This is a genomic window from Suilimivivens sp. (genome assembly GCF_037359455.1).
GTDB lineage: Bacteria > Bacillota > Clostridia > Lachnospirales > Lachnospiraceae > Suilimivivens > Suilimivivens aceti.
Genome location: NZ_JAXXXI010000053.1, coordinates 1 through 19386, shown reverse-complemented (window position 1 = coordinate 19386; position 19386 = coordinate 1). Strand labels below are relative to the sequence as shown.

General features: G+C 46.3%; 14 protein-coding genes, 1 tRNA gene and 1 pseudogene. 1 reads left to right on the top strand and 15 read right to left on the bottom strand.

Features of this window, described 5'->3' with window-relative positions; all coding sequences use genetic code 11:
• Positions 1–62: 62 nt before the first annotated feature.
• Positions 63–2528 carry a sugar-binding domain-containing protein gene (locus WJQ40_RS11250; RefSeq protein ID WP_337540323.1) on the bottom strand — a complete coding sequence of 822 codons (2466 nt, stop codon included), beginning with the start codon at positions 2526–2528 and terminating at the stop codon, positions 63–65.
• Between the two features lie 151 nt (positions 2529–2679).
• Between WJQ40_RS11250 and WJQ40_RS11245 the strand changes: the two genes are divergently transcribed.
• Positions 2680–2967: a hypothetical protein gene (locus WJQ40_RS11245; RefSeq protein ID WP_262574673.1), complete on the top strand. Its 288-nt coding sequence runs from the start codon at positions 2680–2682 to the stop codon at positions 2965–2967.
• Here WJQ40_RS11245 and WJQ40_RS11240 read toward each other — a convergent pair.
• From WJQ40_RS11240 to WJQ40_RS11175, 14 genes and pseudogenes are all read right to left on the bottom strand, one after another.
• Entirely contained in the window at positions 2952–3842 is an 891-nt protein-coding gene (locus WJQ40_RS11240) for a LysR family transcriptional regulator (RefSeq protein WP_262574672.1), read from the bottom strand. The two genes, WJQ40_RS11245 and WJQ40_RS11240, sit on opposite strands and share 16 nt — an antisense overlap.
• 11 nt (positions 3843–3853) lie before the next feature.
• The gene (carB, locus tag WJQ40_RS11235) at positions 3854–7069 is read right to left on the bottom strand and encodes a carbamoyl-phosphate synthase large subunit (protein ID WP_337540320.1); all 3216 of its coding nucleotides are present in this window, start codon (positions 7067–7069) and stop codon (positions 3854–3856) included.
• Positions 7062–8255, bottom strand: coding sequence for a carbamoyl phosphate synthase small subunit (locus WJQ40_RS11230; RefSeq protein WP_118798191.1), 1194 nt, complete (start codon positions 8253–8255; stop codon positions 7062–7064). Before WJQ40_RS11230 ends, carB begins: the two co-directional genes overlap by 8 nt.
• A 160-nt stretch (positions 8256–8415) precedes the next feature.
• Positions 8416–12216, bottom strand: coding sequence for a phosphoribosylformylglycinamidine synthase (locus tag WJQ40_RS11225; RefSeq protein WP_262574668.1), 3801 nt, complete (start codon positions 12214–12216; stop codon positions 8416–8418).
• 119 nt (positions 12217–12335) lie between these two features.
• Complete coding sequence (locus WJQ40_RS11220; protein ID WP_337540317.1) at positions 12336–13271, bottom strand: M14 family metallopeptidase; 936 nt, start codon at positions 13269–13271, stop codon at positions 12336–12338.
• Positions 13272–13283: 12 nt separating this feature from the next.
• Positions 13284–14225, bottom strand: a complete 942-nt coding sequence (locus tag WJQ40_RS11215; protein ID WP_337540314.1) for a M14 family metallopeptidase — start codon at positions 14223–14225, stop codon at positions 13284–13286.
• Between the two features lie 60 nt (positions 14226–14285).
• Positions 14286–14870: a TetR/AcrR family transcriptional regulator gene (locus tag WJQ40_RS11210; protein WP_118798187.1), complete on the bottom strand. Its 585-nt coding sequence runs from the start codon at positions 14868–14870 to the stop codon at positions 14286–14288.
• A gap of 14 nt (positions 14871–14884) precedes the next feature.
• Positions 14885–15352 (bottom strand): hypothetical protein, encoded by a 468-nt coding sequence (locus WJQ40_RS11205; RefSeq protein WP_118798186.1) that lies wholly within the window; start codon positions 15350–15352, stop codon positions 14885–14887.
• A 371-nt stretch (positions 15353–15723) separates the two neighbouring features.
• Positions 15724–17259: an alpha-amylase family glycosyl hydrolase gene (locus WJQ40_RS11200; RefSeq protein ID WP_337540311.1), complete on the bottom strand. Its 1536-nt coding sequence runs from the start codon at positions 17257–17259 to the stop codon at positions 15724–15726.
• Complete coding sequence (locus WJQ40_RS11195; RefSeq protein WP_337540308.1) at positions 17157–17651, bottom strand: 4-alpha-glucanotransferase; 495 nt, start codon at positions 17649–17651, stop codon at positions 17157–17159. The genes WJQ40_RS11200 and WJQ40_RS11195 overlap by 103 nt, the downstream gene beginning before the upstream one ends.
• On the bottom strand, positions 17554–17853 hold the full coding sequence (locus WJQ40_RS11190) for a 4-alpha-glucanotransferase (RefSeq protein WP_337540305.1): 300 nt from the start codon (positions 17851–17853) through the stop codon (positions 17554–17556). The genes WJQ40_RS11195 and WJQ40_RS11190 overlap by 98 nt, the downstream gene beginning before the upstream one ends.
• Before the next feature lie 152 nt (positions 17854–18005).
• Positions 18006–18076 (bottom strand) — tRNA-Trp (locus WJQ40_RS11185).
• Between the two features lie 49 nt (positions 18077–18125).
• A complete protein-coding gene (locus WJQ40_RS11180) occupies positions 18126–19124 on the bottom strand; it encodes a LacI family DNA-binding transcriptional regulator (RefSeq protein WP_262574657.1) in 999 nt (332 codons plus the stop codon).
• 19 nt (positions 19125–19143) lie between these two features.
• Positions 19144–19386, bottom strand: a pseudogene (locus WJQ40_RS11175) (hypothetical protein); the annotation flags it as partial.

Here is a 19386-nt window from a genome sequence, read left to right as displayed (position 1 = left end):
CAACCGGGAGTATGCAATATTCTCATACAAAATGACATTATTTGGGTAGTAGCAATAGCCATTTAGGCAATATTATAAACAGATCTGACAGAAAGGGTATCCGTATTTCCCTCAAGCACTTCGACCGTTTTTTCTCCAGCTTCCATATCAAAGAAATTATCAGAAAGCTTTAAGCTTCCATCAGCATTTCCAATCATGACATTCTTGGCATATTTTTCAGCCCTGACTGTAACCTTATTTCCTTCTGCCCTTACTGAAAGCCTGGGATCCTCAAAGAAATAGTGTTTTGGCGCTGTAAACAGACAGCTGTTTTCAGATACCACCTCTCCATTAACAATAAAGGCATAGCTGATGTGGATCTTTCTCTCTTCAAAGTCCTCCAGATCGATCTGATCAAGCCATACACCGTCAAGAGCAGGCACCGTCAGCTCCTGTCCCCCCTCAAGAAGCACAGAGCTGTCAGGCAGGCATACCTTCCATTTCACAATTCCCTTTACCTCCTGCATGGTCTCATTCGCTACATGAAGCCTTGCCTTTACCAAAATAGGATGCGGCTCTGATACACAGAACGGTCTTTCACTGAGTTCCCCTGTTTCCTCGCAGGAGATCATAACCGGTGCATACATTCTCTTTTCTGCATAGTGCAGCGCCTTCCATCGTCCATAGTAATCGATGCTTGCCCAGGATGCTACCGGCCAAATATCATTGAGCTGCCATACCACAGCTCCCATACATCTGCCACGGTTTCTGCGGAAATGCTCCACCCCATAGCGGATCGCATCTGCCTGCAGGAGCTGGGAAGCATATAACAGCTGGTCAAAATTCTTCGGATAAAGATAGGTTGCTGACAGGTAATTCATGATCTTACCGTTGGCTGATGTATTTCTCTGGTGCATTTCCATCACCCTGGAGAAAATGTTCCGATCCTGTGGCTCCGTAAAGGTCTCTACTGTCTGCATACATGGAAAGGACTGGAATCCAAACTCAGACAGATAACGGAAGTGGTAATTCCTGTAATCGGTAAAGGGCTTGTTGCCATGCCACACTGCCCAGTAATGGGTATCTCCACGATTTTCATCCCATGGATCATCATAGTTTCCACCTGATGAGGGACTGGATGGCCAGTAAAAGGTCACCGGATCCTCCTCCTGCAGGATATGGGGAATGATATATTCAAAAATCTTGATATAATCGTATTTCTGCTTGATGGAGGGCTTCCATGCCTTATCTAACGTCTGTGTCTCCATTTCGTTATTACCACACCACAGGGCAAGGCAGGCATGATGCCGGAGCCTTCTGACGTTATCCCGGATTTCTGCTGTGATATTACGTTCAAAATCATCATCCAGCTCATAGCTGGCACAGGCAAACATGAAGTCCTGCCATACCAGAAGTCCCAGCTCATCACAGATATCAAAGAAATAATCGTCAGGATAATAACCGCCGCCCCAGACCCTGATACTGTTATGATTAACAGCTGCTGCATCGGAAAGAAGCTTCCTGGTTCTTTCTTTGTTTATCCTGGAGAACAGATTATCCTCAGGGATATAGTCTGCACCCATGGCAAAGATCTTCACGCCATTCACTTCATGGGCAAAGCACTCACCCCATTCATCCTTATCTGTATTCACCGTCAGGGTACGGAGTCCGATCCTTCTTTCATAGGTATCCAGCACTGCACCATCCCCAGAAAACAGAGTCAGCTTTACCTGATAAAGGGGCTGCTCTCCGTAGCCTCTCGGCCACCAGAGCTTCGGATCTGTTATAACGATATGATAATCCTCCGGATCAGCCCCTTCTGCCGGCACATAGGTTCTGCCCTCAGGATCTGTTACAATGACCTCTATCCTTGTGTTATCCTCCTCTGTAAACAGTTCAAGTGCCACATCAAAGTCAAGAGTTACTCTGCCCTCTTCGTGCTCCTGCGTGATATACACAGAATCAAAACGGCTTTTCGCGATATACAGCAGGGAAACCTCTCTGAAAATACCAGCATCAGGGAGCCTGGGACCCCAGTCCCATCCAAACATACAGTGTGCCTTTCTAAGATGTGGAAAGCCTTCCATGGCATCCCAGGAACCACCGGTATATACCTTTTCATTTTCTTCCTTGATATATCTGGTAGGCGAATGAAGCTCTACCCGCAGGGTATTCTCCCCCTCTCTTAAGCTTTCTGCTACATCAAACTCATAGGTTCTGTGCATATTACAGGTGCTTCCAAGAAATATATCATTCAGGAAAATATCTGCCAGTGTATCGATTCCTTCAAACCTGAGAAGCACGCTGTCATACTCCCCAGCCTTCTTCTCTGCCATGAAGGTATCGGAAAAGGTGAAGTCATTGTCCATCAGCGGTAGAACCTGCAGCTCATTATCTCTGTAATAGGGATCAGGAATATAGCTTCCCGCAAGAAGGGCACTGTAAACAGAGCCCGGTATCTGTACCGGAATGCCTTTCTCGGGAATCAGTCCGCTGTCCTTTCCCTTTATTTTTAAATTCCAGTTTCCATTTAATATCTGTTTTTCCATTTCTTTACTCCCAGTTCATTTATTTTCTGTTCTTCAGTATAGCATACCTCCTTCATTGGAAATAGAAACTTTTGAGTAGAAAATTGTACAAAATCGTCCTTTCTATGCTATACTTGTTTTGTATAAAAACGAAAAGAAGGGAAACTGCGTCATGAAGCAAGCGCATAAAAATGAAATCACAAATCCGAAAACCAGGCGTGCCAGACAGATTGGAGCTCTGATCTGTGTCGTACTTCTTGTTCTCCTGTATGTGGCGACTCTTATATTTGCCATTCTGGATTTTGAAGGCTCTGACCAACTCTTTGCAGCCTGCCTGATGGCAACGGTCGGTCTTCCGATCCTTCTGTGGATCTATATCTGGGTCTACGGTAAGTATACAGGTAAGCATACCCTTGCAGATGCACCAGAAGCTGAAAAACCTGATCAAAAATCCTTCTGAAGCATTTCAAAAAGTCCCTCTGCCGCTTTGGAAAGGGGCTTTCTTTTTTCTTTCAGCACACAGATATGCCGTCTTGGTATGATCTTATTAAACCGCAGTTCAAACAGTCTGCCAGACTCCAGCTGCTCTTTTGCAAACTCCCTCATCACACAGCCTACCCCCAGATTACGCAGGGCAAACTGCACAATCATGTCACTGGTCGCCAGTTCAAATTCAGGATGCATTTCCACATGATTCTGATAGAGAAACCGATCCATGCATGCCCTGGTACTGGTATTTTTTTCAAGACAGATCAAAGGGAGCTTTTCCAGCTCCTGCAGATCCAGCATCTTATTTTTATACTGGATAAATTTTCTTCCTGCTACAAAGCAGTCCTCAATCTCCTTCACCGGAAAAGTCTCCTGCTCCTCCTGCTCCTCAAAGGGCGACGTGATCAGTCCAAAGTCGATCTGGTCTTCCTTCAGAAGCTGCCGGGTTTCCGGTGTTGGGGCATTGGTCACTGTAACCTTGATATGCGGATATTTCTCATGGTATTTTTCAAGAAAAGGCAGCAGATAAAACCGGAGCGTCATATCACTGGCTCCCACTCTTATCTCTCCGCTTTCCAGATCCAGCATCTGACGAAGCTGCCTCTCTCCCTTTTCAATCTCCTCATAACCTTTTTTTACAGACAAAAAAAGCTGTTCTCCCTCTGCAGTCAACCGGATGCCCCGGGATGCACGGATAAACAGCTTTGCACCAAGGCTCTCCTCCAGCTGTCTGATTGCCTGGCTTACAGCAGGCTGTGACACAGAAAGTGCCACAGCCGCCTTTGTTATACTTCCATATGATGCTGCATAATAAAATACCTTATAGTATTCCAGATTACCGATCATATCCTCTCCTGTTATTCCTTCAGACCCCTGCTCTTAATGGAAGCCACATCAATCAGGGTAAACTGATCCATCTTGTGCTCCATGCTGGTTACCAGTGCCCTTGCCGTGTCCATGGCAGTGATACAGTTGACACCGGTTTCGATCGCTGTACGACGGATCAGGAAGCCGTCTCTCGTCTTATCCCGTCCCTGGGTCGGTGTATCAATGACAAGGTCAATCTTATGTCCAAGGATCAGATCCATAACAGTCGGGGATTCCTGGGAGATCTTGTTGACCTGTCTTGCATGGACTCCTGCTTCCTTTAACGCATTACAGGTACTTCTTGTTGCATAAATGGTATAACCAAGCTTCTCGAAACGCTGTCCGATCTCAATAGCCTCTCCCTTGTCGGCATCCTTTACTGTGATGATCATCTGCCTGTACTTTGGCAGATCCACGCCTGCACCAAGAAATGCCTTATACAGTGCCTCGTTAAACGTCTTTGCAATACCAAGGCACTCACCGGTAGACTTCATTTCCGGCCCAAGGCTGATCTCTGCTCCACGGATCTTCTCGAAGGAGAATACCGGCATCTTGATAGCGAAGTAATCTGCCTCAGGCTGCAGTCCCGGCTCATAGCCAAGCTCTCTGATCGTCTTGCCAATGATGACCTCTGTAGCCAGATCCACGATAGGAATACCGGTTACCTTGCTGATATAAGGAACGGTACGGGAGGATCTGGGGTTAACCTCGATAACATAAACATCCTCACCGATCGCAATAAACTGGATATTGATGAGTCCCTTTACATGCAGTGCCTTTGCCAGTCTTCTGGTGTACTCTGCAATCTTTTCCTTCACTGCAGCTGTAATGGTCGGTGCCGGATATACAGAAATACTGTCACCGGAATGGACACCTGTTCTTTCAATATGCTCCATGATACCTGGAATCAGGATATCTTCTCCATCACATACCGCATCAACCTCGATCTCCTTGCCCTGCAGATACTTATCTACCAGGATCGGGTGATCCTGTGCGATCCGGTTGATAATGTTCATAAATTCTTCTATTTCTTCATCGGAAATGGCTATCTGCATGCCCTGTCCGCCAAGCACGTAAGAAGGTCTTACCAGTACAGGATAACCCAGCCTGTTGGCTACCGCCTTGGCCTCCTCTGCAGTATAAACTGTACCACCTGCAGCTCTTGGGATCTCTGTCTGCTCAAGGATCTTGTCAAACAGCTCTCTGTCCTCTGCCGCATCTACATCCTCTGCCTTGGTTCCCAGGATCGGAACTCCCATCTTCATCAGGCTTTCTGTCAGCTTGATCGCTGTCTGTCCACCAAACTGTACAACAGCTCCATCCGGCTTTTCCAAATTGACGATACTTTCCACATCTTCCGGTGTCAGAGGTTCAAAATACAGCTTATCCGCGATATCAAAGTCTGTACTTACTGTTTCCGGATTGTTATTAATGATCACTGTTTCATAGCCGGCCTTTGCAAAGGCCCAGGTAGCATGGACAGAACAGTAGTCAAACTCAATACCCTGTCCGATACGGATTGGTCCTGAGCCAAGTACCAGCACCTTCTTCTTCGGGTTGGTCTCTACGGCTTCATTCTCACCGCCATATACTGAATAATAGTAAGGTGTGCTTGCCTCAAACTCGGCTGCACAGGTATCTACCATCTTGTAAACTGCTACGATGCCATTATCATAACGCAGCTTTTTGATCTCTTCTTCCGGTCTGCCGGTCAGTCTGCTGATGACATTATCCGGGAACTCCAGCCTCTTGGCTTCCTTCAGGAGATCTACAGTAAGCGGGCCCTCCTTCAGGGCATTTTCCATCTCTACCAGGATTGCCAGCTTGTCAATGAACCACTCATCGATCATAGTGACCTCATGGATGGCATCATAATCGATCCCCTTACGGAGCGCCTCTGCGATCACGTAAATTCTCTGATCGTCTACGATCTTCAGCCGCTCCAGCAGCTCTTCCCTGTTCAGGGCAGAAAAATCATAGCTGAGCAGACAGTCCACATGCTGCTCCAGGGAACGGATAGCCTTCATCAGGGCTCCTTCAAAGTTATGGCAGATACTCATAACCTCTCCGGTAGCCTTCATCTGTGTGGTCAGTGTTCTCTTTGCTGTAATAAACTTGTCAAAAGGAAGTCTCGGCAGCTTCACTACACAATAATCCAGTGTAGGCTCAAAGCTTGCATAGGTCTTTCCTGTAATTGCATTCTTGATCTCATCCAATGTATAACCGAGGGCGATCTTCGCTGCCACCTTGGCGATCGGATAACCGGTTGCCTTACTTGCAAGAGCAGAAGAACGGCTTACTCTGGGGTTTACCTCGATAACACAGTACTCAAAGCTGGTCGGATGCAGGGCAAACTGCACATTACATCCACCGGTGATCTGCAGCTCATCAATGATATTGAGGGCTGCGGTTCTGAGCATCTGGTATTCCTTGTCAGAAAGGGTCTGGGAGGGCGCCACTACGATACTGTCTCCGGTATGGACACCAACCGGGTCGATATTTTCCATATTGCAGACGGTGATGCAGTTTCCTGCGCTGTCACGCATTACTTCGTATTCGATTTCTTTCCAGCCTGCGATACATCTTTCTACCAGCACCTGTCCTACTCTGGAAAGACGCAGTCCGTTCTCCAGAATGGTCTCCAGCTCTGCCTGATTATGGGCGATTCCACCGCCGCTTCCGCCAAGAGTATAGGCAGGACGCAGTACTACCGGATAACCGATGGTCTTTGTGAAGGCAACACCATCCTCCACACTCTCAACAACCTTGGATGCCGCACAGGGCTCTCCGATCTTTTCCATGGTATCCTTGAATTCCTGACGGTCCTCCGCCTTCTTGATGGTAGCTGCTGTAGTTCCGAGGAGCTTTACCCCATGGGAAGCAAGGAACCCGCTTTCTGCAAGCTCCATACCAAGATTCAGTCCGGCCTGTCCGCCAAGCGTAGGCAGGATGCTGTCCGGTTTTTCTTTTTCAATGATCTGCTCGAGGACACGTGCTGTTAAAGGCTCAATATAAACCTTATCTGCAATATCCTTATCTGTCATGATCGTTGCCGGGTTGGAATTGACCAGGATTACCTCTATACCCTCTTCCTTCAGGGAACGACAGGCCTGGGTTCCTGCATAGTCAAACTCTGCTGCCTGACCAATCACAATAGGGCCGGAGCCGATTACCATAACTCGCTTTACATTAGGATTCTTAGGCATCTTTGTTAACCTCCATCATCTTGATAAATCTGTCAAACAGATAGCCGGAATCCTGAGGACCCGGGCATGCCTCCGGATGATACTGTACGGTGAAGATGTTCTTTCCCGTATATTTTAATCCTTCATTGGTTCCATCATTTACATTGATAAAAGCGGGTACTGCCACAGCAGGATCCAGCTTGTCCATATCTACTACATAGCCGTGGTTCTGAGAAGAAATATATACTCTTCCGGTCTCCAGATCCTTCACAGGATGGTTACCGCCACGATGTCCGTACTTCATCTTGAAGGTATCGGCTCCGGTAGCCAGCGCCATGAGCTGATGTCCGAGGCAGATTGCAAAGATCGGCACATCTGAATCATACAGCTTTTTAATTTCTTTAATAATAGAGGTACATTCCTTGGGGTCTCCCGGGCCGTTGCTCAGCATAATGCCGTCCGGATGGTCATTCAGGATCTCCTCTGCACTGGTCAGTGCCGGATATACGGTCACATCACAGCCACGCTGTGCCAGGGAGTGTGCGATATTCTTCTTGGCGCCAAGATCAAGAAGGGCTACCTTCTTGCCAATACCGTTTAATTCCTTTACGATACTGGGGCGCATTTCTCTTTCGCCGGCTTCATAAGCTTCCTTATCAAATCTGGCGCTTCCGGAAATCGCTCCGTTTTCTGCAAGATCTCTGGATCCTTTGATCACATATTTTTCCTTGCAGGTTACCTTTTCCACTACCTTGCCGGTGGTATATTCTTTTAACCTAGGGAGAACTGTGTTAAGGTCATAGGCTTCATCTGTAGTGATCATGCCATTCATAGTACCCTTTTCACGGAGGATCTTCGTAAGGGCTCTGGTATCAATTCCTGCAATACCGGGAATATTCTGCTGCTCCAGGAATTCCTGAATCGTGATATCCTTTCGGAAATTACTGGGGATCCTTGATAATTCCCTGACAATAAATCCATCCGGCCATGCCTGTACTGATTCCATGTCTTCCAGGCATACCCCGTAATTTCCAATCAGAGGATACGTCATGCACACTGCCTGACCGGCATACGAAGGATCTGTCAGAACCTCCAGATACCCCGCCATTGATGTATTGAATACTATTTCACTGATCACTTCCCTGACTGCGCCGATATGCGTTCCTTCAAAAACGGTGCCGTCTTCCAGGATTAAAAATGCCTTCATATAAGTATCCGTCTCCCTTCCTTTGTCCAAAAATCCATAATCGATTTATTATAGCATAAGGTTTCCCCTGCTTCAACTGACATTTTTCATACTTTCAGCTAAAATATTTTCTCAAAAAAGCCCCGCAGAAAACAATTCTGCGAGGCCATTTTCCATTCTTTTATTTGAAATAGTGAACACCGGATTCAAAGATCTTCAGATCCTGCTCTCCGTAAATATTAATGGCAACACCTTTATCTCTTCTCTCTACATGTGCCATCTTACCAAAGCATCTGCCGTCCGGCGAGGTGATACCCTCTATGGCTGCATAGGAACCGTTGACATTCCACTCTTCATCCATGGAAACATTGCCTTCCGGATCACAGTACTGGGTCGCTACCTGGCCATTTGCAAAGAGCTTGTCGATCCACTCCTTCGGTGCTACGAAGCGTCCCTCTCCGTGAGAGGCTGGAGTCACATAAACACCACCGTTTTCTGCACCCTGCAGCCAGGGTGACTTGTCAGATACCACTCTGGTATAAACCATCTTGGAAATGTGACGGTTAATGGTATTGAAGGTCAGTGTCGGGGAATCCTCCTTCTGACCGGTAATCTCACCATAGGGAACCAATCCCAGCTTGATCAGTGCCTGGAATCCGTTACAGATACCAAGTGCAAGACCATCCCTCTCATTCAGAAGCCTCATAACCGCTTCTTTGATCTTTGCATTCTGGAAAGCTGTTGCAAAGAACTTGGCACTTCCATCCGGTTCATCACCGGCTGAAAAACCACCGGGGAACATGATGATCTGTGCCTTGTCAATATCCCTTTCAAAGGCTTCTACAGAAGAACGGATATCTTCTGCGGAAAGATTGCGGAATACTCTGGTGATCACCTTCGCACCGGCTCTTTCAAATGCCCTTGCACTGTCATATTCGCAGTTGGTTCCGGGAAATACCGGGATAAATACAGTCGGCTTTGCTACTTTATTTTTACATACATAAATACTGTCTGTATGATAAGGTTCTGAAGCCACCTTATCTGTTCCCTTTTCTGCCTTATAAGGAAATACCTTATCAAGTGGTGCCTTCCAATCAGCAAGCGCTTCCTCTACCGTCAGCTTCACATCCTTATAAGTAAATACCGGCTCTTCTGTTACTTTCGCTACGATCCTGTAGTTCAGATCCTCAGCATCCAGTGCCTTTGCATCCTCTTCTGACATTTCCAGCACGATATCACCAAGACAGTTTTCAAAAAGATCGCCTTCCTTAATATCTTCTGAGTAGGAAACACCAAGCTTATTACCAAAGGCCATCTTGCTGACACCGGCAACAAGTCCTGCACTGTCAAGTGCATAGGCAGCCTTTACTTTTCCTTCTCTCATCAGCTCTGTAATAAAACTGAACATTTCCATTACATGTGCATATACAGGAATATCATATTCATCTTTATCAAACCAGAGCTGTACCAGTACGTCTCCCGCCTGTTTTAATTCCGGCGTGATGATCTCTTTATTCTTAGCCACATCCACTGCAAAGGACACCAATGTAGGCGGTACATCAATATCGTTAAAGGTACCAGACATACTGTCCTTGCCGCCGATAGAGGGAAGTCCATATCCGATCTGTGCATCATAGGCACCAAGCAGTGCTGCAAAGGGCTGGCTCCAACGCTCAGGGTCTGCAGTCATCCTGCGGAAATATTCCTGGAAGGTAAAGCGGACCTTGCTGTAATCTCCGCCTCCTGCCACGATCTTTGCAAGGGACTGTGTCACTGCATACACTGCACCGTGGTAAGGACTCCATGAAGAAAGATAAGGATCAAAGCCGTAACTCATCATGGTAACGGTATCTGTCTTGCCCTTCAGGGAAGGAAGCTTGGCTACCATGACCTGTGTTTCTGTCAGCTGATATTTACCACCATAGGGCATCAGCACACTGGCAGCTCCGATAGAAGAGTCAAACATTTCCACAAGTCCCTTCTGGGAGCACACGTTCAGATCCCTTAAGGTTTCTTCAAAAGCTGTCTTAATATCACCCTCTTCCAGTGCCCTGGCTACAGCAGGAAGAGCTGTTTTCTTCAGATAATTGTCTTCCTTTGAGGGAATATTCACTACCACATCAGTTTCCTGGTGGGCACCGTTTGTATCAAGGAAGGCTCTCGCAATATTGACGATCTCTCTGCCTCTCCATTTCAGTACCAGTCTTGGCTCCTTTGTTACGACTGCTACGGGAACTGCCTCCAGATTCTCTTCAGCCGCATAGCCAAGGAACTCCTCGACCTTATCTGGGGATACCACAACTGCCATTCTTTCCTGGGATTCAGAAATGGCAAGCTCTGTTCCGTCCAGTCCGGCATATTTCTTAGGTACTTTGTCAAGATCTACCACAAGACCGTCAGCCAGTTCACCGATGGCGACAGAAACACCGCCTGCACCAAAGTCATTACATTTCTTAATGATACTGCTTACTTCCCCACGGCGGAACAGCCTCTGGATCTTACGCTCTGTAGGTGCGTTTCCCTTCTGTACCTCTGCACCGCAGGTCTCAATGGAGGTTTCTGTATGCACCTTGGAGGAACCGGTTGCACCACCGCAGCCATCACGTCCTGTTCTTCCGCCAAGCAGGATGATCACATCATCCGGATCAGAATTTTCACGTATCACATTCTTCCGGGGAGCAGCACCCATGACAGCACCGATCTCCATTCTTTTAGCAACATAATCAGGATGATAGATCTCCTTTACATAGCCGGTTGCAAGACCGATCTGGTTACCATAGGAAGAATATCCGCTTGCTGCACCTCTGACCAGCTTCTTCTGTGAAAGCTTGCCCTTCAGTGTTTCAGAAACCGGAACCGTAGGATCTGCCGCACCTGTTACACGCATGGCCTGATATACATAGCCTCTTCCTGAAAGAGGATCACGGATTGCACCGCCAAGGCAGGTAGCTGCCCCACCAAAGGGCTCGATCTCGGTAGGATGATTATGTGTCTCATTCTTGAAGAACACCAGCCACTCTTCAGTCACAGGTCCTTCCCCATAATCAATTTCCACAGGTACGACTACAGAGCAGGCATTGATCTCATCAGATTCTTCCATATCCTGCAGCTTGCCGTCCTTCTTCAGCTTACGCATAGCCATCAGTGCCAGATCCATCAGACAGACAAATTTGTCACTTCTGCCTTCAAAGATCTCCTTACGTGTATCCAGATAGCTTTCATAGGTTGTTTCAAGGGGAGCTCTGTAATAGCCATCCTCAAACTCAATATTCTTCAATTCTGTTGAAAATGTGGTATGACGGCAGTGATCTGACCAGTAGGTATCAAGTACTCTGATCTCTGTCATCGTGGGATTTCTGTGTTCCTCTGTCTTGTAATAATTCTGGATATGCAAAAAATCCTTGAACGTCATGGCAAGGGACAGGGAATCATACAGCTCCTTAAGGCTGTCTCTGTCCATTTCACAGAAACCGTCAAAGATAATAACATCTGCAGGCTCTTCATACTCACTTACCAGGGTATCCGGCTTCTCCATGCCGGTCTCCCTGGAATCCACAGGGTTGATACAGTACGCTTTGATCTTCCCAAATTCTTCCCCGCTGATATCTCCGGTTAAAAGATAGGTTACTGCAGTCCTGATGATCGGTTCCTCATCTTCCTTTAAGAACTTCACACACTGTACTGCGGAATCTGCTCTCTGGTCAAACTGTCCTGGCAGGAATTCCACACTGAATACCTTTCCATCTGCTGGGATCTCTATATTTTCTCTGTACAAAATATCAACCGGCGGTTCGGAAAATACGGTTCTGCATGCTTCTTCGAAAATCTGATCTGAGATATTCTCCACATCATACCGAATGAACTCTCTTACCTCCTTCACTCCCGTAATGCCAAGGTAGCCTACGATCTCTTCCTTTAATTCCTTCGCCTTGACAGCAAAGGGCGGTTTCTTTTCCACGTAGATACGTCTTACATTTCCCATGTGAATTCATTTCCTCCGTTGATGAATTGTACTAGTTTTTGTGCGCATATCATTTACATTATATCGAATCCTGTCTTTTTTGCAACGGATTCTGCAAATTATTCTCGGATACTTCTTCCTCACTCATGAAGTCTGTGGATCAGCTGAAAAACAATGTCTCCTTCTGTGACAAGCGGATCTGTATGGGCAAAAAATACGATACCATCTGTCGGGGCAAGGATCGTTTCCTTCACATATCCTTCATAAGGATCTATGATCTCTGCCATCCTGTGTCCATACCGGACATCCTCTCCGGGACTTACCAGCCCCTTAAAAATACCGCCTGACATCGTATGTACATCTGTCAGATCCTGCTCAAGGATCACATGACTGATATAGCCGCTGTGGCTTTCGTAACGGATGATCCCCATTCTTGTCAGGAACCGCAGTACTGCTGCCACTGCCTGCCCTGCACTCTTTTCATCTATCGTATCTGTCCTGTTTGTGTAAAGGGAAAACGCTGCTGTCATCTCATTCTGCCAATTATAGTTCAGTGTCTTCGTATCAATCGGAGTCGGCTTCCGCACCATAGCATAAGGCAGTCCGAAAAGATTGGCAAGTGAAGTATTCTGAAAGCCGGTCTCCATCATTCTGACATGCGGGACAAACTCCCCCGCCATATAAAAGCTTGTCAGCTGGATCCCATAGGTGTAATTGCGAATCTTACTGAAGATCCCTTCTGCCAGCCGGTCTGCGCTGTCTCCTGTCTTTCTTCCCGGAAACCTTCTGTTGATATCCTGGTTTTCCACCCCGAAAAACTTTTCACCAACATTCATCCCAAGGGAATTGATCACCGGTATCACCAGTATTTTCTTTCCTGCACTGACACAGCCATTTGCCTCCAGTTCCTTCAGGGCTTTTACCAATTGGGAGCAGATATACATCTGCTGCACCTCATTTCCTCTTTCGGATCCAAGGATACAGGCAGCCTCATCACCCTTTCCAAAGCTGTAGCCCTTTATGATCATATCTTCCCTGTATGGAGAAGTCACCGTATAGATATTTTCTGTAAACATCGTTCATTAACCTCATTCATCATGGTCTATTCCCGTCAGGATCCGGAGGAGCAATGCCCCCTCCCGGACAAACGGGTACTCCCGGAGTGTAAATACCAGCCCGCTTCTCTGTGCCAGGATCTCCTCCAGCACCTCTCCCCGCAAAGGATCGATCACCTCACCCAGCTTGTCTCCCTTTTTTACGAAATGATTATGTTCGATCTCCGGCAGAAAAACCCCTGTCGAACCGGATCTGATAAATTCAACCTCTCCGTCTGTGGAAAGCACCGGCTGCTGGATCTTACCTTTCAGTTCTCCGCTCCACATCCCAATATGCTTCATCAGATGAAAAATACCATCTGTCACCTGATTTCCAAAATGCCGGCTGATTCTTGTTCCTACTCCCATTTCGACAACAAAGGAAGGGACTCCCAGCAGGTTCAATGAATGTGCCAGTGTTGCTTCATGTACTGTTTCTGCAGCATTGGTCCATACCATATCCACATTCATAAGCTGCGCATAGGGAAGCACCCTTTCTGCAAATTCCTCACTGATCCGCACCTGCGGGATCTCACGTACAAAAATATTACTGGCATGAATATCCAGGCAAAGATCCGCTCCTGCTATATCTCCTACAATAGCTGCTGCCACTTTTTCAAGTGCAGTCCCGTTCTCATTTCCCGGGAATATCCGGTTCATATCCATATGAAGTCCAGGCAGCTCCCTGACTGCCATATCCATGCCAAGCGGATTCAGTGCCGGATACAGATCCACACTCCCATGCAGACATTCCGGATGCTCCTGCAGCCTTCTTACCATTTCATAGATCACATACTGTCCTTCAAATTCATCTCCGTGAATACCGGATACGATAGCAATCCTTCCAGAATCCGGGTCTTTTCCCTCTATCCTGTTTTTTACGATCCGCAGCTTTTCCCCTACCGGAAGCTGTGCTGCTATGATTTCCCTGATCATATTTCCTGTCCTTTCCCAAAAAGAAAAGCTTCAGGGCATCTGAAGCCTTGAAGCTTTTCTCTATTCTTCTGCCACCAAATTCTGCATCATATACATAATTTCCCGATCCACAGCAGCTTCTGTCACTCCCCGGGTATTTGCTGCAACCTTGAGACCCTCCAGTACGTACATAATATTACTGGCTGCCCTTCTTGGTTCCTCACAGCAAAATTCTCCGATCTCCACGCCTTCCTCTATCAGTCTCTGGATCACCATGACTGCCGCATCGAACTGCTTCTTCAGAAGATTTTCCCTGCTGTAATCATTCTCTTCAAAGAAAAATTCATAGCAGGCCTTCTGCAGAGTCCCCTTTTTCGTCAGAAGCTCTCTTTTCTGTTCCTTCAGAAACAATGCCAGAATATCTGCCGGGCCAAAATCCTTGCCAATCTTCTGTTCGAACTCACTGCCCGAATCCTCCTGCTCTGCTTTCAATACTTCCAGAAAAAGCTCCCTGGTTCCCGGGAAATACAGATACAGACCTCCGCGGCTGATCTCACAGGCATCAACAATATCCTTCATCGTTACATTCTTGTAGCCCTTTTCCATAAAGACCTCTCTGGCCTTCTCCAGTATGTATTTTTTCTTCTGAAGTGACTTCTCTCCCATACCAGTAACAGCTCCTATGCAAGCGGTCTGTCATGTACTTCCAGAAGCTCTCTGATCTTCAGAAGTGCTTCCAGAAAAATACCATTTTCTATGGCATCTGTCCAAAGATTCCCCCTGGTCATGCCACCAAGTACATACTTCGCCATAATGGCAAATACATCCTCTATGTTTTTTAGCTGTGCAGAGGCGATCCATCTTTTTTCATCCTGCACTGTACGAAGCATATTCCTTGAAAAAGTATAAACGTAATTCCTGTCCATCAGTCCCGTGGCATTCAGTTCCTTTACAAGGGAAAGCAGCGTGGAATCATATACTCTTACCGGCATGGAAGAACGGTTCAGTTCTTCATTCTCATAAATATGGGAGGTACTCTGCCCCTGCTTTTCTTTCAGCCATGGAATATATCGAAACAGATTTTTAAAAATTGCAGTATATTTCTGTATTTTTTCCTGTCTGTACAGGTTTTCCTTCTCTTCTGTCATCACAAACTGCTCCTTAAAACTGCAAATTTCTACATCTATGAGTTATCTTATCATAAAAATAACAGAAATACACGTTGAAAATAAAGAAAATACTCTTTTTTCCACCTTTTTCGACAAGCTTTTTATTATCATGCTAATATATTTTTATTTTTTCTCAATATAATTGTAGAATTTACTTGATTCAAGCAATATAATAATAATCGAACTGATTACGGAAGTCAGTTCGAGCTAATTAGCAATTCCGGAAGAATTCCCCTTTTACACAACAGAAATCCCTGAGAGTTTCTCTCAGGGATTTTTGTTTGCTGTATGCACGAATAAATGGCAATGCTTAGAACCTTCCGGCTGCATTGCCATTATGTTTCATTTTTTCATTTCATTCCACTCCGCAGGAATACGATCCCATAAGGTGGTATGGTCAGATTTCCTTCTGTCAGGTCTGCTTCCTCTTCTCCTGTATACAGCCCGTTTTCCAGTGCTGCCTCCTGCAGATTTTCCTGAAGTGCCAGTGTCTGTGTTTCTCCTGATACATTGATCAATACATGAAGCTGCAGCTCCTCCCATGTTTTGGTAAAGGCTGCCACGCTGTCTGAATCATACTCCGGCAGATCATTTACTGTTCCCTTCCGGATCTCCGGATACAGATTCCGGTAATAGACTGCCTTTTTATAATACTGGTAAACTGAAGAAGGATCATCCTTCTGTTCTTCATAGCTTCCAAATTTCATTTCAAAATCATCCATGTCTGACGGTCCTCTGCACATCCCCTCCGCAGATGGATCACTGGAAAAATACATGGGTGCCCTCTTATTTTCATCCTTACCGGAGCCTTTCATGCCAAGCTCTTCCCCGTAATAGATAAAGGCACTGCCGCTCATCATCAGATTCATGGCACCTGCAAGCTTGGTCTGTGCTTCTGAGCCTTCTCCTGCATAGTATCCAGCACTCCGTCCCATATCATGGTTCGTATAAAAGGGTGCATCGATATAATCCTTATTATGTGCAGAAAAGATTCCTTCGATCTCCTGTAGTCTCTGGCTGTAAAAGGATGCCGGCGTATTTCCCTTTACCACCTTTGCAATGATACCATCCTTGTTGGCAAAATCAAAATCAAACAGGCTGTCAATGCCGCTGTCATAATACTTTTCATAAACAGCCATATCAGAAAAGACCTCTGCCACCAGATAAGCATCCGGATATTTCTCCTTCACCACATCATTAAACCAGGAAAGGATCTCTATATTAGAGCCATCCGCTCCCGTCACATACTCCTTCGCTGCATCCAGCCGGAAGCCGCCCACTCCTTTAGCAAGCCAGAAGTCTGCTATCTTCTCAATTTCTGCCCTGAGTTCTTCGTTGTAGAGATTTAAATCCGGCATGCCATCCCAGAACTGTGCTTCATAATACCAGATATCACTTCCCTTCACCGGACTGAAGCCGCTCTTTTTCTCTTTGGAGAAATTGTAATATAACACATACGGGCACTCGCCCGGATCCGGCTCTCCGTCTCCCAGTTCTTTCAGATAGCTGCACGCCTCCTGAAACCAGGGATGCTCTGAAGAAGTATGGTTCAGTGCCAGATCCATGATCACCTTGATCCCACGCTCCCTGCAGGCTGAAAGAAAGGCTTCAAAATCCTCCATGGTGCCATATTCCGGATCAATACTATAATAATCAGTCGTATCATATTTGTGATAGGTTTTAGAAGGCATGACTGGCATCAGCCAGATCCCGTTGCATCCAAGATCATCCATCGTCACCGGATCTCCATCATTAATATAGTCAAGCTTCTTTGTCAGTCCCTTCAGATCTCCGATCCCGTCCCCATTTCCATCATAAAAAGAATATACAAAGACCTCATAATAGGTACGATAATTATCCTCCATGGAAACCGGTTCAGGAACCACCAGTTTTTCCCTATGGTGGACGGGAAATTCATTCTGGCTTCATTTGACAGTCCAAGCAGATCCTGCAGGGAAATGATCACAATATCTGCACTGCTCCGGTACGCTTCCCTGATCAATGCATCCGGGATCTGCCTTCTTTCATAGATCTCCAGATAGCGGTACGCAAATTCCAGCTCCTTCTGTGTCTTCTGTGCAAAATATCCGGCTACAGTTTCATTATCATGGGTTCCGGTATAGACAACCTCATTCTGGCTCTCGTAATTGTAGGGAAGATGTTCATTATGGGGATTTCCGTCAAAGGCAAACAAAAGCACCCGCATTCCCGGCCATCCGGTCTTCTTCAGAAGCTTCTTCACCGCCGGTACCAGTACCCCAAGATCCTCTGCGATCACCCTGTTTTTCCCAAGTGTCTCCTCTATGGCCTCTGTCAGCTTCCTGCCAGTAGCTCTGTTTCATCTCTGCAAGAAGATCTACAAAATCATAAGCTTCCCTTCCGATGGTGCCGATCCCATGCAAAGAAGGCAGGCTGGTAATTGACAGCAGGATCCCGGCTCCCCTCTGCATACGGTCTTCCTGTCTTTGAGCTTTCTTCATACTGGTATTTTCCCTCCTGCATATTTAAATATCCGAATCCGTCATTACCTGTATTATACTATCTTTCTCTTCTTATGTCTTTTATTTTTTCGTATTTTTTCGCTTTCAGAAAATAAAAACAAAAAAACCTGGTATTTACCAGGTTTTTCAAGCAGGGGCAGTAGGAATCGAACCCACATCGACGGTTTTGGAGACCGCTGTTCTACCGTTGAACTATGCCCCTATTTCTGTGGTTCTCAAGACCACCGAAATTCATTATATCTAAAACACCCCTATCTGTCAACAGCTTTTGCAGTAGATTTTCTTTTGATAAATGCTGGACGTAAAAGTGTCTTACTGATAGACACATGATTCATCAGGGAATGCAATGCCATATAACCACATTTTCCAAGCTCTGCCCTTTCCTGACGGATCGTGGTAAGAGGCGGTGCTGTTACTGCTGACATTGGCAGATCATCGAAACCGATCACACTGATATCCTCCGGCACCCTCTTATGCAGCCTCTCACATTCCTTCAGCACACCATAAGCGAGCAGATCATTACCGCATACAATAGCTGTAGCTCCTCTTTCCACAAAGGCCGGCACAAAATCCTTGGCAGATTCTGCTACATAATAACCATTTGCTACCATCTCCGGATCTACTTTCAGTCCATGCGCTTCCATACTGTCATAAAAGGCCTCCTGTCTGCATTCCGTGATCATGGAATGCAGGGAACCGTTCAGGAAAGCAATCTTCTTATGTCCCAGCTCCTGCAGATGCAGGATTGCCGTATCTATTCCTTCAAAGCTGTCAGTTCCAATATATGCTACATTGGGATTCTTCCAGACAAAGTTATCAAACAGTGCTGTTGCGATCCCAGTATCCTGCAGCTGCTCCATCCAGGGATCCTGCAGGGCGAAGCCTACCAGGAAAGCGCCTGAATACCCATTTTTGAGCATAAACGTATCATATTTTTCCTGTGCCTGGAATCCCGGTGTAACAGGAAGCACCTCCACGCGCCAGTTATCTCTGAATGCCGCCTGCCGGAAGCCAAGCACTATATCATATCCAAAGTCACCGGCAGCTTCATATTTCATATTTTCTATGAACAGACAAAGCTTTCTGTGTTCTTCCTTTTTCATCCGCTTTGTCACATAACCCATCTCTACCGCTGTATCCAGAATTGTCTGCCGCAGTTCGATACTGACGTCTGTTGCTCCATTAAGCCCTTTTGACACTGTACTGATCGATACTCCAAGTCTGTCTGCTATTTCCTTAATTGTTGCCATTCTTCCTGCCTGCACACTCCTAATTCTGTAATCTGTCTTTCGTGTCAGCTTCAATCTGGGCGCTGAAGCTCTTCAGTTCTGCAGATGGTTCATAATTCTCTTCCGCATACAGTATTTCATGAAGCCTGACCACGTTATCTGCAAGAGACATGGGCACCACACAGGCTCCTACAGGAAGGGATGCTCCTGCCCGCATTCCCGCAAAAGGAAATCCATAGATCGGAAGAGCGTCGTGTAGGGAAAGAGTGTGCACGTAAGTGTA